Annotated in this window: 11 protein-coding genes; 4 read left to right on the top strand and 7 right to left on the bottom strand. The window is 39.4% G+C overall.

Annotated elements, in window-relative coordinates; genetic code table 11:
* Window positions 1-3: 3 nt before the first annotated feature.
* On the top strand, window positions 4-1,005 hold the full coding sequence (gene gap, locus PL_RS20655; RefSeq protein WP_041883346.1) for a type I glyceraldehyde-3-phosphate dehydrogenase: 1,002 nt from the start codon (window positions 4-6) through the stop codon (window positions 1,003-1,005).
* A 116-nt stretch (window positions 1,006-1,121) separates the two neighbouring features.
* Here the strand turns inward: gap and PL_RS20650 are convergent, their stop codons facing one another.
* From PL_RS20650 to PL_RS20635, 4 genes are all read right to left on the bottom strand, one after another.
* Window positions 1,122-1,358, bottom strand: a complete 237-nt coding sequence (locus PL_RS20650) for a hypothetical protein (protein ID WP_041883345.1) — start codon at window positions 1,356-1,358, stop codon at window positions 1,122-1,124.
* Window positions 1,359-1,554: 196 nt separating this feature from the next.
* Window positions 1,555-2,316, bottom strand: a complete 762-nt coding sequence (locus PL_RS20645; RefSeq protein ID WP_041883344.1) for a LytR/AlgR family response regulator transcription factor — start codon at window positions 2,314-2,316, stop codon at window positions 1,555-1,557.
* Window positions 2,291-3,388, bottom strand: coding sequence for a sensor histidine kinase (locus PL_RS20640; protein ID WP_082035971.1), 1,098 nt, complete (start codon window positions 3,386-3,388; stop codon window positions 2,291-2,293). Before PL_RS20640 ends, PL_RS20645 begins: the two co-directional genes overlap by 26 nt.
* A complete protein-coding gene (locus PL_RS20635) occupies window positions 3,389-4,381 on the bottom strand; it encodes a hypothetical protein (RefSeq protein WP_348620271.1) in 993 nt (330 codons plus the stop codon).
* 183 nt (window positions 4,382-4,564) lie between these two features.
* Between PL_RS20635 and PL_RS20630 the strand changes: the two genes are divergently transcribed.
* From PL_RS20630 to PL_RS20620, 3 genes are all read left to right on the top strand, one after another.
* Window positions 4,565-4,948 carry a hypothetical protein gene (locus tag PL_RS20630; RefSeq protein WP_052496402.1) on the top strand — a complete coding sequence of 128 codons (384 nt, stop codon included), beginning with the start codon at window positions 4,565-4,567 and terminating at the stop codon, window positions 4,946-4,948.
* Window positions 4,949-5,180: 232 nt separating this feature from the next.
* Window positions 5,181-7,547: a TonB-dependent receptor gene (locus tag PL_RS20625; RefSeq protein WP_041883341.1), complete on the top strand. Its 2,367-nt coding sequence runs from the start codon at window positions 5,181-5,183 to the stop codon at window positions 7,545-7,547.
* A gap of 66 nt (window positions 7,548-7,613) precedes the next feature.
* A complete protein-coding gene (locus tag PL_RS20620; protein ID WP_235324569.1) occupies window positions 7,614-8,639 on the top strand; it encodes a PepSY-associated TM helix domain-containing protein in 1,026 nt (341 codons plus the stop codon).
* A 41-nt stretch (window positions 8,640-8,680) separates the two neighbouring features.
* Here PL_RS20620 and PL_RS20615 read toward each other — a convergent pair whose 3' ends face one another.
* The 3 genes from PL_RS20615 to PL_RS20605 all read right to left on the bottom strand — a co-directional run bounded on the left by PL_RS20615 (window position 8,681) and on the right by PL_RS20605 (window position 13,746).
* Entirely contained in the window at window positions 8,681-9,208 is a 528-nt protein-coding gene (locus PL_RS20615; protein WP_052496401.1) for a GNAT family N-acetyltransferase, read from the bottom strand.
* Window positions 9,209-9,211: 3 nt separating this feature from the next.
* Window positions 9,212-11,173 carry a 1,4-alpha-glucan branching protein GlgB gene (gene glgB, locus PL_RS20610; protein WP_041883339.1) on the bottom strand — a complete coding sequence of 654 codons (1,962 nt, stop codon included), beginning with the start codon at window positions 11,171-11,173 and terminating at the stop codon, window positions 9,212-9,214.
* A gap of 101 nt (window positions 11,174-11,274) precedes the next feature.
* Window positions 11,275-13,746 (bottom strand): glycoside hydrolase family 31 protein, encoded by a 2,472-nt coding sequence (locus tag PL_RS20605; RefSeq protein ID WP_041883338.1) that lies wholly within the window; start codon window positions 13,744-13,746, stop codon window positions 11,275-11,277.
* Between the last annotated feature and the right edge of the window lie 79 nt (window positions 13,747-13,825).

Raw genomic sequence — 13,825 nt, 5'->3', positions numbered from 1 at the left:
ATAATGACAAAAATTGGAATAAACGGTTTTGGCCGTATCGGCAGACTGGTTTTCAGAGCTGCTTTAAAAAGAGGTTTAGACATAGTTGCAATTAATGATCTTGTTGAGCCGGATTATATGGCTTACATGTTAAAATACGATTCTACACATGGTCGTTTTGATGGAACTATTGAAGTAGTTGACGGACATTTAGTAGTTAATGGAAAAACAATCCGTATTACTGCGGAGAGAGATCCTGCAAACTTAAAATGGAATGAAGTAGGTGTTGAAACTGTTATTGAGTCTACAGGGTTATTCTTAACTCAGGCTGATGCTGAAAAACATCTTGCTGCAGGTGCAAAAAGAGTTGTTCTTTCTGCTCCGGCCAAAGATGATTCTATCCCTACTTATGTAATGGGTGTAAATCATGACAAGTTAACAGCAGATCAGACTGTTGTTTCTAATGCTTCATGTACAACTAACTGTCTTGCACCAATCGCTAAGGTATTACACGATAACTGGGGTATTGCTGAAGGATTAATGAGTACTGTACACGCTGTAACAGCAACACAGAAAACTGTTGATGGTCCTTCTGCGAAAGACTGGAGAGGCGGACGTGGTGGTTTCTCTAACATCATTCCTTCTGCTACAGGTGCTGCAAAAGCAGTAACTAAAGTTATTCCTGCACTTAAAGGTAAATTGACTGGTATGGCTTTCCGTGTACCGGTTGCTGATGTATCAGTAGTAGATTTAACTGTACGTCTGGAAAAACCAGCTACTTATCAGCAAATCAAAGATGCAATGAAAGCTGCTTCTCTTGGTGAATTAAAAGGAGTTTTAGGTTACACTGAAGATGAGGTTGTTTCATCTGACTTTATCGGTGATGATCACGCTTCTATCTTTGATGCAAATGCAGGTATCGCATTAAATGACAACTTCGTAAAAGTAGTTTCATGGTATGATAACGAATGGGGCTATTCTTCAGCATTAGCAAAATTCGTAGAATACTACGGAAACTTAAAATAAAACCCGTTCATACAGGTTTATATTTGGTTAGAACAGGGATGTTTCGGATGGAACATCCCTTTCGTTTTTCTATACCTTCCAGTTTTTATACCTTCCAGGCTTTTGTTAATCCTGTTTTAAACTTTAAATTCATCCAGAGAATAGGGCATCTCTATACATAAAAACCCTTGCTCCAGTAAGAGCTGTTCCACTGCAATAGTGCAAAGTACAGGGCTCACAACTCTGAGAATCTTATCGACATCTTCTAAATCAAAAGTCCAGTTCTTCTCTCCAAGGAAGGCATTTAATTCTGGCCTTAAACACTCCAGATCATCATTGTCCTGGACTGATGTTTTAAAAATAATAATGTTCATCACTTATAATTAAATAGTTCAAGATTTATAAAAAATATCAGGAGACAAAACCTGTAAATTCTAATCTGCCACAGGAGAATAATCTCTAAGATAAAGATGTGACATAAGGTTCGATATTTATAGGGATTACAAGCTGAACCGCACAAAATAGGCGGTGAATAGTCCTAATTTGCCGGTAAAATCATTATATAATCAATTACTTCCTGGCCAGCCAATCCAGAAACTGAGGCGTTTTTTCCTTACTGATGGTAATAGGATCCCTGAACGAAACAGACAGGTTAATCACCAGCTTACGGGAAAAAAAATGTGCTGCATCTTTTACAGCTTTCCGGTTCACAAGATACTGACGGTTTACTCTGAAAAAATCATCACCCGATAGTTTTTCAAGCTCTTCCAGATTCTTATTCAGCACATAGGTTTTATGATCAAAAGTCAGCAGACTGGTTTCCTCATTGGCGATATAGAACAAAGCGATATGATCAGTTTTGACAGGAATGATTTTATCCTTATAGCTCACTAATATAGAAGATGTCTTTGGTGGCATCTTACTTACAAAATGATCAAAAATAGCATCATAGGTTATTCTTTCAGGAGAGAATCCTCTGCGTAAAGAATGGTATTTGTTTAAAGCCTGTGCAATGGAAACTTCAGTAAATGGCTTTAGAATATAATCAATACCGTTGGTCTTGAAAGCATTCATCGCATACTCATCATAAGCAGTGCAAAAAATAATAGGTGCAGCAACGTTGACGGTTTTAAAAACATCAAAGCTCACCCCATCACCTAATTGTATATCACTAAAGATTAAATCAGGTACAGGCCCTCTTTCAAAATATTCCACGGCTTCTTTTACAGATCTGAGAAAAGCAACCAGCTGCGCGTCGGGCTGCAATTTCAAAATCACATCAGCGAGATCTTCAGCCGTTAACTTTTCATCTTCTATAATTACGATCTTCATTATCTAAAATTTTTAAACTCACTGAAAAGACTTTACCATCATCTTTGATTTCAATATCATCCCCTGATAACAGTTTATATCTTTCAGCAAGATTAGCTAAGCCGCTTCCGGTAGAGTGTTCGGTCACTGACCTCAGCTTAATATTATTGGCTACACTGATCCAGTTTCCAGTTTGTTTTATTTCTATGGTAAGCGGATCTGCATCAGTCAGTTCATTATGCTTAATTGCATTTTCGAGAAGAGGCTGCAAAGAGAAAACAGGCAGCAGACCCTCTGATTTTGTGGTGTCAAAAGAAAACCGCAGCGCTTCCCCAAATCTGACCTTCTGCATTTCCAGATAATCTATCCCTAATTTCACTTCATCATGGAGTGTTGCGAGTCCTCTTTTATTTCCGGATACCGAAACCCGCAAAAAGTCTGATAACCGCTGCAGGTAATCTTCTGCTCTGGCAGGACTCTTTTTGATTAACGATTTAAGAATATTAAGAGCATTAAATAAGAAATGAGGCTGAATCTGCTGCTGTAGTAACTGATAAGCAGCTTCTGAACTAGCCGCATTTAACCTGGAGTTTTCCAGTTGTGCTTTATTATTCGCATCCTGAACAATAATGAAATTTTGCAACAGCAGCAATACACTATTGACAAACAGCCCCTGCACTGCAGTATACAGATAAATAATATCTCCTTTAACTTTAATGCCCAGTGTTCTTGCAGAGATCCCCTGCTGAATCAGATACATTTGAAAAGCGTACATAATCCACATAATCAGTGTACTCATCACAAAACTGGACACATAGAACCAGGCTGTACAATTACGTCCGCCAACACGGTTCTTTTCTTTCAAAATGACAAGCAAACCTGTATTACCTATACTGATAAACATCATCAGGAAGAAAAACATAATTGATCTGCATGATGCTCCCTCCATAGTCTCTCCTTCCATAGAGGAAGAACTGAACAGGAACAGGCTTATAGCCAGAGAAAAACTACAGCTTACTTTTAATAAATTCTTAATCGGAAGCTTTGTCTTCATCGTGGCAAATATAGTCAGGATAGAAAAAGGATCTTTCATTTATTTTTTCTTTGGAGCGCTCAGCTTACTGTTGGGTATTACATAGGATATATTCATATTAAAAAATGTGGAAGCTATTTTAGTTCTGGATTTATAGTCATTAAAGCTCTCATTCACCTTAATCAAACGAGTAGTAAGTGTATTTCTATATCCACCTTTAATTCCCAGCAGAAAAGTTTTCCCCAGCAGATGTTCATATCCGGCATAGCTGTTGATTTCATTGGATATCCATTCGTAATTACCTGCTTTATACGGTCCTTCAGCATCCTGCTTTAAAAAAAAAGAATTACCTGTCAGTTCAACACCAGTACTGAACCAGCCACCCAATACGCCCGATCTTCTTGCAATCAGCTTTTGCGGAAGCACCATATCCATCTCCCATAAACTGCCAGAGAATTTATGCCAGTAAGAATACATTGGAAAAAATGGGACTATAGTAGATTTTTCAAGATTCACATAGAGGCCGATAATCGAAAGTGTTGAAGCATTCTGTTTCAGAATCAGTGAAGAGGAAAGACTTCCGCTTAGTTTTTTAATATTAAAAAAATTTGAACTGCCCAGTACCAGGTTTGCATTATAAAAAACAGGCTTGTTCCATAAGACACCGCGATATCCTGCAGAAAACATAGCATCAAAATCATCTTTAGCCGTTTTTCCTCTGTTATAAAGCCCGTCTGAGGTTTCCTTGCTATAATACGAAAATGAACTTCTGGTATAGGTTCCGCCAGCTGACAGTACCAGTTTATTTTTGGTATAAACAGGAAAAGCCGCAAAAATCCTGAGCCGCTGGCCTGAGAACTCCCCCTCTCCTTTCCGCTCCTCTCCTTTGGAAAGTAATTTATAATCAGAATCCCCGTAATATTCCTTTTGAATAGTGACCAATTTAAGGATGGGGTAACTTTCCTGAACTGGTTTCCTGTTTAAAAGAGAATCCTGAGCAGAAACAGAGATTGTAAGCTGAACTAATGACAACAATAATAATGGAACTTTCATTTACCGGATTTTTATGCGAAAATGCCGAGTTAGCCGGAAGCGCGAAAGTATTTTACCACCGAAACGGACAACATTACACCCGAAAAGTACAATTACAATTCCCTTCTAAACCACAAGTTTTAACTGTTTATTCCCCTACTGGCAAAAAAATCTTACATTTGCGCCATATTCAAAGCATATCCATTGAAAAGATCACTCTGTATTTTATTACTGTTTATCATTGCCTCGCAATCCTTTAACAAATTGTGGGTAACGGTATCTTTTAAAATGAATGAGCGTTATATTTCAACAGTCCTTTGTGAGAATAAAAACAGACCTGAAATGCATTGTAACGGGCGCTGTATTTTAGCTAAAAAACTAAAACAGGCCGAAGAGAATGAGCAAAAGCAAAGAAATCAGAATCAGGAGAACACGAACGTATTATTTTTCTGCAAACTGAACAGACTTAAATTTACCGGTGTTCCTTTAACCGGACAAAAAGATAGCTTCAACAGATTCTATCTGCATTTCAAACCTTCTTCGTTCCATAACGATATTTTCAAACCACCACAAGGTCATTTAGCTTAAATTTCAAGGTATAACATCTGACCAGCATAAGATTCGTTCATGCTGTCAGCATTCACTGAGCTATGATTATGCTGATTTTCTGCATACGCATATCTTTTACAGGTAATACCTATGCTTTGCCTTTCCGGCAGGGCATATGACCGGCTTATAATAGCTGATCATCTATACATATTATGCAATATGATTTGATAAAAGCATTCAGCTTATCCCAAATCGCAATCTATAAATAAACATGAAAATCAAGGTTTTCCTTATCATATTACTATTTTTTCCTTTTCACAGACTTTCGGCTCAATCTCCTTCAGGTTCTTTACATGGTAATATTATTTCTTTTGACAACGAGCCTATTCCTGACGCCAATGTCGTGTTCCAAAATACAACGCTTAAAACAACAACTGATGCAAATGGAAATTTCAGCTTCAAAAATGTCCCTGCCGGAACTTATATTCTGATAGTTTCCAATATCGGTTATACTGCCAAAAGACAGAATATCATCATTGAAGCAGGAAAAAAGCTAAGACTCAATTTTCAACTCTCAAAAAGCAGACAGGAGCTGAATGAGGTTGCCATCAGCGGAGCCAGAAACCATTATAAGGTAAAGAACTCCAGCACGTCTACCAGAATGGATATTCCACTGTTAACCACGCCTCAGTCTGTTCAGATAGTCTCTAATCAGGTCATCAAAGACCGCCAGGCATTTACACTGAACGAAATTTCAAACTCCTTTACGGGTATGAAAGCCAATAATGGCAGCGGTTCTTTTAGCATCCGCGGTTTTACAGCTTACTCTCCTACGGATGCCAGCTTTCTGTTGTATAACGGAATCCGCGGAAATCTATACTTATGGAGCCAGCAGCCTTTACTTTATAATATTGAAAATGTAGAATTACTGAGGGGGCCATCAGGAGCATTATTCAGTGAAGGTTCTCCGGGAGGAGTGATCAATTTCGTAACCAAGAAACCGCTTGCAAAAGAGAGATATGAATTTGATTTATCTGTAGGGAGCTGGGATTTCAGGCGTTTATCTGCTGATTTAACAGGCCCTTTGTCCAAAAACAAAAAATTGCTTTACCGGGCTATTATTGGTTATGACAAATCAAAAAGCTTCAGAGATTATCAGGATAAAGAGAACATCTTTATTGCTCCATCGCTAACCTACCTGTTCTCTGATCAGACTGATTTGAATTTAGAGATCAATTATGCGCATCAGAAAACAAATCAGCAATATGATAATGGTACTTATATCCGTACCAACCCGGACGGAACTTTTGACTTTAATTATTATCCGAATAACCTGACTGTACAGAGTCCTTCAGACTACGGAAAAACAGACAATGTCTCAGCTACACTGACTTTTAATCATCAGTTCAGTGACCGGCTTAAACTGACTGCTGTTCACCGGGCAGTAAATAGTAAACTGGACTATACCGATCACATCCCGGTAGGAAAAATCAGAAATGACTCTATCAGCCGTGGTTATCAGGACTGGGAAACCAGCCGCTTTAGCTTACAGACAACCGCTTACTTAGCTTATCAGACCAATACAGGCTCCTTAAAGCATAATATGATTACAGGGGTTGATTATAATCGTTATGGATGGACTAAAAATGATTATCAGTACAAACCCGCAACACGTATCTCTATTTTTAACCCTGATTACAGTAATGATCCGCCTGCTGAATCTGTTAAAGCACAGGAATCGGATGATAATAAAAGAATTACCAATCTTATCGGTGTATATGTTCAGGATCAGATCAGCCTGGGCGAAAAATTAAAAGCTTTACTATCTCTACGTTATGATTCTTACAATGCAAAAGAAACCCCGCTTTCGGCAAGAGACAATAAACAGGGTGATGAACTGCAGGCCTCCGGGTTTATTCCGCGTGCCGGACTGGTTTATTTACCTGCTGCTCATATTTCAGTATATGCCAGCTTTTTAAAATCATTTAATCCGCAAACGTCTAATAACGTTCTATCTGGCGGCCCTTTTCCTACCCGCAGAGCCACACAATATGAAATTGGCTATAAAGGAGACTTCTTTAACAACGCACTTTCTACCAGTGTTGCGCTTTATCAGATCAGGTATGCAAACATTCTTGCCTCAGCTCCCACCGAAGAGAATTCTCATCGCCAGGAGGCTCTTAAAGGGACCAGAAGCAATGGTATAGAGTTTTCCGCAACAGGGACTATTCAGAATTTCAATATCATAGCTGGTTATGCCTACAATGACCATGTGATTCTCACTACCAGTACTTTTGGTAAAAAAGGCGATCGCTTTAATAATGCGCCAAAACATATAGCCAGTTTATGGTTAAAATATAATGTCGCAAAAGGCGTGGTTAAAGGATTGGGCGCCGCGGCCGGAGTAAGATATGTGAGTGACCAGGTAGGTCAGATTAGTAATCAGAATTTTGTGTTCCCGTCTTATACAGTTTTTGATGCTGCATTGAACTACCGCAGAGGAAAATACAATATTCAGCTCAACGCTTATAATTTAACTGACAAACGTTATTTCACTGGCAGCCGGTCAGGTACAGTGACTGGTGGTTTAGGTGATCCGTTGAATTACAGATTGGGGATAAGTTACCTGATTCAATGAAAAAGTTAAATTTAACACGTGTTCTGGTTTTCTCCATACATAGCTGGCTGGGTTTAATTACTTGGTGTGTTTTTGCTTTTATTGGGAATAAGCGGATCAGGCCTTGTCTTTCTGAAAGAAATAGATCAGGCCGTACATGCTGAGCTCTTAACTGTAAAACCTGCAGGTAAACGTTTACCACTGGATAGTTTTTATCTTAAAATCACCCGCAGCCACCCAAATATCAAAGGGATAGCCTGGCTCAATCCGGTTGCTGCTCCAGACAGGGCTTATGAATTCAGGTTATACCAGAATGATGGTAAAATCAGCACCTATGACCTGGGTATGGTTAGTATGAATCCATATACCGGTCGGGTGTTGAGAGATGGAAATTTAAAAGACTTCAATACTGGTTTTATGCACTGGCTGATACAATTCCACTGGAGTTTTCAGTTAGGTCTACCCGGACTTTTAATGGCTGCTATATTCGGTATAACCATGTTGATTTCGATATTGACCGGTCTGATTATTTACCGGAAATATATTTGGAAGGTATTGACATTCCGGGTAGGTATCAGATGGAAAAACCGGAATACGATAGCTTCTGGTTTACATCGTGTGGTTGGTGTATGGACACTTGCGTTTAACCTGATCATATTTTTCACAGGCTTCTGGATGAATATGTTCGCCTTTGACTATCAGTACTGGCAGAAACAAACCATCCCCTGCCCGGCAAATACTTTAGCTAAACAGTCACTGGAGGGGCTTTTAAATCAGGCTTATCAAAAATTACCGGCTTTAATCCCACAAAGTGTTTATCTGCCAGCACAGCCTGGAAGTGATTTCAAAGTCACCGGTACATTAAAAGATCAGAGTCCATTATTTCAGGGTGGGAATTCTGTCTCTTTTGATGCTGTCAATGGCCAGCTGACAGCAATAAAAATGTTTAGTGAAAAAAGTCTGTGGGATAAAACAGAGGCAACATTTTTCCCTTTACATACCGGGAATTTCGGTGGTGTCCCGGTAAAGATTTTATATGTTCTGATCGGTCTGCTACCGGGTTTATTATCAATTACCGGTTTTATGCTCTGGTGGAGAAAAATAAAGTTATAAATTAAAAGGGACGTGCCCGCAACGGCATGTCCCTTTTAATTTCAAGTGTTTTTTTCATAAACAAAGGTATCCCTGAACCTCCCCTTCATCTCAATATCCTTTTTAATCAGCTTTACACGAAAGAAACCACATTTTTTCAGGACAGCCTGCGAAGCAAGGTTTAAAACATCACAGGTAGCTTCTACAGTTTTCACGTTTAACTTCCCGGCAGCAAATTCAATTAAAGCTTTGGTCGCTTCTGTAGCGTATCCGCTTCTCCAGTATGCCGGGTTTATAATATAACCCAGATTTCCTTTGGATTTTTCGGCTGTATCAAATCTGAAACCACATCCACCAATCAGCATCTCTTCTTCTTTTAAGATGATGGCTAATTCAAAACTAACCCTGGGGATAGCATTCCGGGACTCCATCACAGTTTCAATAAACTCTATAGTATCAGCTTCACTGTTCGGACCCCAGTTTTCATAGATTAAAATTTCTTCGAGTTTTGCATACTCGTGCACTGCTTCCCAATCCGCCTCCTGATATTCTCTGAGGATCAGTCTTTCTGTTTCTATCCTGGTTTCCATCTGCTAAACTGTTTTCAGTACCATTGCTCCCAGAGGTGCAATATTGATCGTCATAGAATATTCTCTTCCATTTGCCCGGACAGCTTCAGGCATAAAGTCCTGCTCATTGAGTTTACCGCTACCAAAAAACTCAGTAGCGTCACTATTGAAAATTTCTTTCCACGAAGCTTTAAATGGTAATCCGATTCTATAGTTCTGTCTGTAAACCGGCGTCATATTCAGAATCACAATCAGTGTATCCTTAGCTTTATGTCCCTTACGGGTATATACATAGATTGAATGATTGCTGTCATCGGCACTGATCCATTCGAATCCTTCAGGAGAAAAGTTAAAATTATATAAACCAGGTTCCGTACGGTATAGCTTATTAAGTGCTTTAACATAATTCTGCATCCCTGAATGAGCTTTATAACGCAGTAAATCCCAGTCCAGAGATCTGGTAAAATTCCATTCTCCGTTCTGTGCAAACTCGTTCCCCATAAAAAGAAGTTTAGTTCCCGGCTGGGTAAACATATAAGCATATAAAAGACGCAGATTAGCATGTTTTCTCCACTCGTCGCCTGGCATTTTATAAATCATGGATGACTTGCCATGTACTACTTCATCATGAGAAAAAGGAAGCATAAACTTTTCTGAAAAGGCATAGGTAATACTAAAGGTAAGCTGATGATGATTATACTTTCTGTCAATCGGATCAGTTTTAAAGTATTTAAGCGTATCGTTCATCCATCCCATCATCCACTTCATACCAAAACCCAGTCCGCCTTCTGTTACAGGATGAGTTACACCAGGATAGGTACTGCTTTCTTCTGCAATGGTTTGTACACCTTTAAAATTACTGTAAACAGATTCATTCAGGTCTTTAAGAAACTGTATTGCGCCCAGATTCTCTGAACCTCCATACTGATTGGTTGCCGCATCACCTGCTTTTCTCGAAAAGTTAAAATACAACATCGAAGCCACAGCATCAACACGCAGGCCATCAGCATGGAACTGATCCAGCCAGTACATGGCATTACTGATCAGAAAAGATCTGACTTCATTTCTGTCATAATTGAAGATATATGATTTCCAGTCCGGATGAAAGCCTTTACGCATATCGGCATGCTCATATAAATGCGTTCCGTCAAAATGGAACAATCCATGTGCATCTCCCGGAAAATGTGAAGGTACCCAGTCCAGTATCACAGCAATATTATTTTGGTGAAACTGTTCAATCAGATACATCAGTTCCTGTGGAGTACCATGTCTGGAGCTCGCTGCATAATACCCTGTAATCTGATAACCCCAGGAAGGATAATAAGGATATTCCATAATGGGCATCAGCTCTACATGGGTAAAGCCCATTTCCAGTACATAAGGAACAAGGCTATTCGCTATTTCTTTATAGGTTAGAATACGATCGGGTTCTGAAGGATCACGCTGCCAGGATCCCAGATGGACTTCATAGACAGAAATTGGCTGATCAAGAGCGTTTAAAACCGGACGTTTTTTAAGCCATGCTTTATCTTTCCATTTATACACTGTATCCCAGACTACAGAAGCCGTCTGAGGGGGATGTTCCCACCGGGTAGCAAAAGGATCTCCTTTTTCGTAATTTTTCCCATCAAATCCCTTGATAAAGTATTTATAAACTGTTCCTTTCCCTACCGAAGGAATAAAACCTTCCCAGATTCCTGATTCATCAAGCCTCTTATACAAGCGGTGAGCTGTAGCGTTCCACTGGTTAAAATCTCCGGTAACATAAACATCCTGTGCATTTGGAGCCCATACTGAAAAATAAGTTCCTTCAGTATTGTTCAGTGTCAAAAGATGTGCTCCCATTTTTTCATACAAACGGAAGTGTTTGCCGGAAATAAACAAGGCGACATCAAAATCTGTCAGTAAACTAAAAATCCAGACAGGTGCATCTGCAGGTACAGCAATAATTTCTTTAACAGGTTTACCCTGATTCGCTTTAGCCATTATTCTATAGGATTATATTTATTCAAAATGCTCCCTTCAGGAAAATACCGTCCTTGTTATCAGCTATCTGGGTTTCTTTACAGAGACTCAGACAGCAAACCTTATTCTCCCTGAATTTGTATTACAGAAAAGTTCTTATTGGTCTTAAAACGTAAACAATTTCTGTCGTCTGTATAATAATCCTTTATCTCCAGTCCGTCAACAATCACTTTCTTAATTCCGAAAGGTATGCCGATCAGATTATAATTATAGGTTTCATAATTCGGTGTATATAAGCCTTCCAGTTTTTGCTGAATCAGCAAACGGCGATCATTTCCTTTCACCGTAAACTTCTTCTCAGAATAAATATCCTGCTCATAAGCAAAGGTATCTCCATGATCTTCAAAGAAAAATGAATTGACCTCATAATTCGCATAATAAATATTCAACAGTACTTCATCAACATTTTTCTCTCCCACATACTGCATTACCGGATATTCCGGAATAACAGCACCTGCCTTGATGAAGATAGGCATATCTTCTAATGGTGCATCTATTAAATGTTCATTTTCACCGGCTAGCAATTCATGTGTCCAGAAGTTATACCATTGTCCTTTTGGTAAATAAACTGTTCTTGAAACTGCACCCTGTTCCAACATCGGACACACCAGGATTTTATCACCAAAGGCAAACTCATCCTGTCTGAAATGATTACTCACTTTATCCTGCTCCAGCATAACCAGAGGTCTTAAAATCGGGAAACCATAACGATGATGTTCCCAGAACACAGAATACAGATAAGGCATTAAGCGATACCTCAGCTCAATAAATTTACGGTTGATTGCTGTATAAGGTTCGCCAAAACTCCATGGTTCTCTTTCTGCAGTATCTCCAGCAGAATGTGCACGCATGAAAGGAGAAAAAGTGCCCAGTTGTATCCATCTGGTAAATAACTCTCCATCGGGTTCTCCGCTAAAACCACCAATATCCGTCCCGCAAAAAGGGACCCCTGACACAGACATCCGCTGACATTGTATATTTCCTATTTTCAAATGCTCCCAGCTGGCTACATTATCTCCGGTCCAGACGCAACCATAACGCTGCATCCCGGCATATCCGGCACGCGTAATTGTAAATGGTCGTTTATTACGCATCAGCTTTTTCAGGCCGTCATAAGTGGAGCGTACCATTTGCATGCCGTAAATATTATGTGCTTTCCGGTGTGATCCCCTGTGTCCGTCGTAATTATGCCGCACATCGTTTGGAAAGGTTCCTGCCCCGAAAACTGCCGGTTCATTCATATCGTTCCATACACCTGCAACTCCCATATCCACAAGTTCCTTGTATAAACCACCCCACCACTCTCTTACAGTAGGATTAGTAAAATCCGGAAACTGACATCTGCCCGGCCATACATGACCTTCCATAAAGTAGTCATCACTCCTTCTGCAGAAATAATTATTTTCTTTTCCTTCTTTAAAGACCCAGTAGTTATCATCAACCTTAATACCGGGATCAATCATAACGACTGTTTTAAATCCGTCATCAGCCAGTTCCTTAATCATCTTCCTCGGATCAGGAAAATGCTTTTTATTCCAGGTGAAACAACGGTAACCATCCATATAATCAATGTCGAAGTAAATCGCATCGCAAGGAATATCCCTGGATCGGAATCCTTCTGCTACCGCTTTGACCTTGGTCTCAGGATAGTAACTCCAGCGGCACTGATGATAACCCAAAGCCCATTTCGGAGGCATAGGATGTGTTCCGGTAAGACTCTGGTAACGCTTAATCACATCCATCATATGTGGTCCGTGAATATAATAGTATTGCAGTTCACCACCGTCCGACCAGAAGCTGGTCTTTTCATTGTCTTCTTTTCCGAAATCAAAATAAGAGCGGAAGGTATTATCAAAGAAAATACCATACGCAGATTTCTGATGAATACCTGTATAGAAAGGAATAGTTCTGTATAGCGGATCCTGATCCCAGCCAAAAGAATAAGCATCAGTATTCCAGTTCTGGAAATGACGCCCTCTCAGATTCATATTTCCTGACTTGTCCCCCAGGCCAAAGAAGTTTTCTTCAGGAAAACATTTCTTGGTTGCAAAAACATAATATCCGCCAAAGTCTGCATTTTCTTCCCAGTGCATGGGAGATGCATCTTCACTCATTACAATTTGTGAGAGGTTCTCTATAAATGAGATATGAAAATCTGCTTTTCTGATTTTACAGGTAATGGTATTGGTAGAAATTGCATAACAGTCTTCCTGTTCATCAAAGCTGAAAGTACTTACTTTCTGATCTACCACCGGAACAGCGTAAGAGAACTCTTCGAGGAATACACTGTGCGGGGCAAGTCTGACACGAATAATTTCGTTACTTACCACTCTTACCTCTACACTCGCTTCGCCATCTGAAAAGAAAAATTTATTTCCTTCCTTACGTACTTCCTGCACATGTGTCAGATATTTCTTAACTATCGGTTTTAAGGCTAATACCGGATTATTTAAATGTTGAATCGTAGTTTCAACTATTTCCTTAATATTATCGTTGTCCTTTATTTCGTTTCCTTGTTCTTCGAATTCTTCCATAAAAAGGTTTCCGTAATCTGTTTGTCTGAATAAATTCTTTGTTGCTATAGCTAAAGTGTTAATTATTATGCCAAAACAC

Origin of the sequence: Pedobacter lusitanus (assembly GCF_040026395.1) — a bacterium.
Classification (GTDB): domain Bacteria; phylum Bacteroidota; class Bacteroidia; order Sphingobacteriales; family Sphingobacteriaceae; genus Pedobacter; species Pedobacter lusitanus.
Note: the sequence above shows the minus strand (reverse complement) of the source record. Positions and strands in the feature narration are given on the sequence as shown.

Bases quoted from the DNA above. Each gene is read 5' to 3' on its own strand.
- glgB (WP_041883339.1), bottom strand. From the start codon at position 11,173: ATGGCTAAAGCGAATCAGGGTAAACCTGTTAAAGAAATTATTGCTGTA.
- PL_RS20605 (WP_041883338.1), bottom strand. From the start codon at position 13,746: ATGGAAGAATTCGAAGAACAAGGAAACGAAATAAAGGACAACGATAAT.
- PL_RS20635 (WP_348620271.1), bottom strand. From the start codon at position 4,381: ATGAAAGTTCCATTATTATTGTTGTCATTAGTTCAGCTTACAATCTCT.
- PL_RS20615 (WP_052496401.1), bottom strand. From the start codon at position 9,208: ATGGAAACCAGGATAGAAACAGAAAGACTGATCCTCAGAGAATATCAG.
- PL_RS20650 (WP_041883345.1), bottom strand. From the start codon at position 1,358: ATGAACATTATTATTTTTAAAACATCAGTCCAGGACAATGATGATCTG.
- PL_RS20625 (WP_041883341.1), top strand. From the start codon at position 5,181: ATGAAAATCAAGGTTTTCCTTATCATATTACTATTTTTTCCTTTTCAC.
- gap (WP_041883346.1), top strand. From the start codon at position 4: ATGACAAAAATTGGAATAAACGGTTTTGGCCGTATCGGCAGACTGGTT.
- PL_RS20640 (WP_082035971.1), bottom strand. From the start codon at position 3,388: ATGAAAGATCCTTTTTCTATCCTGACTATATTTGCCACGATGAAGACA.
- PL_RS20645 (WP_041883344.1), bottom strand. From the start codon at position 2,316: ATGAAGATCGTAATTATAGAAGATGAAAAGTTAACGGCTGAAGATCTC.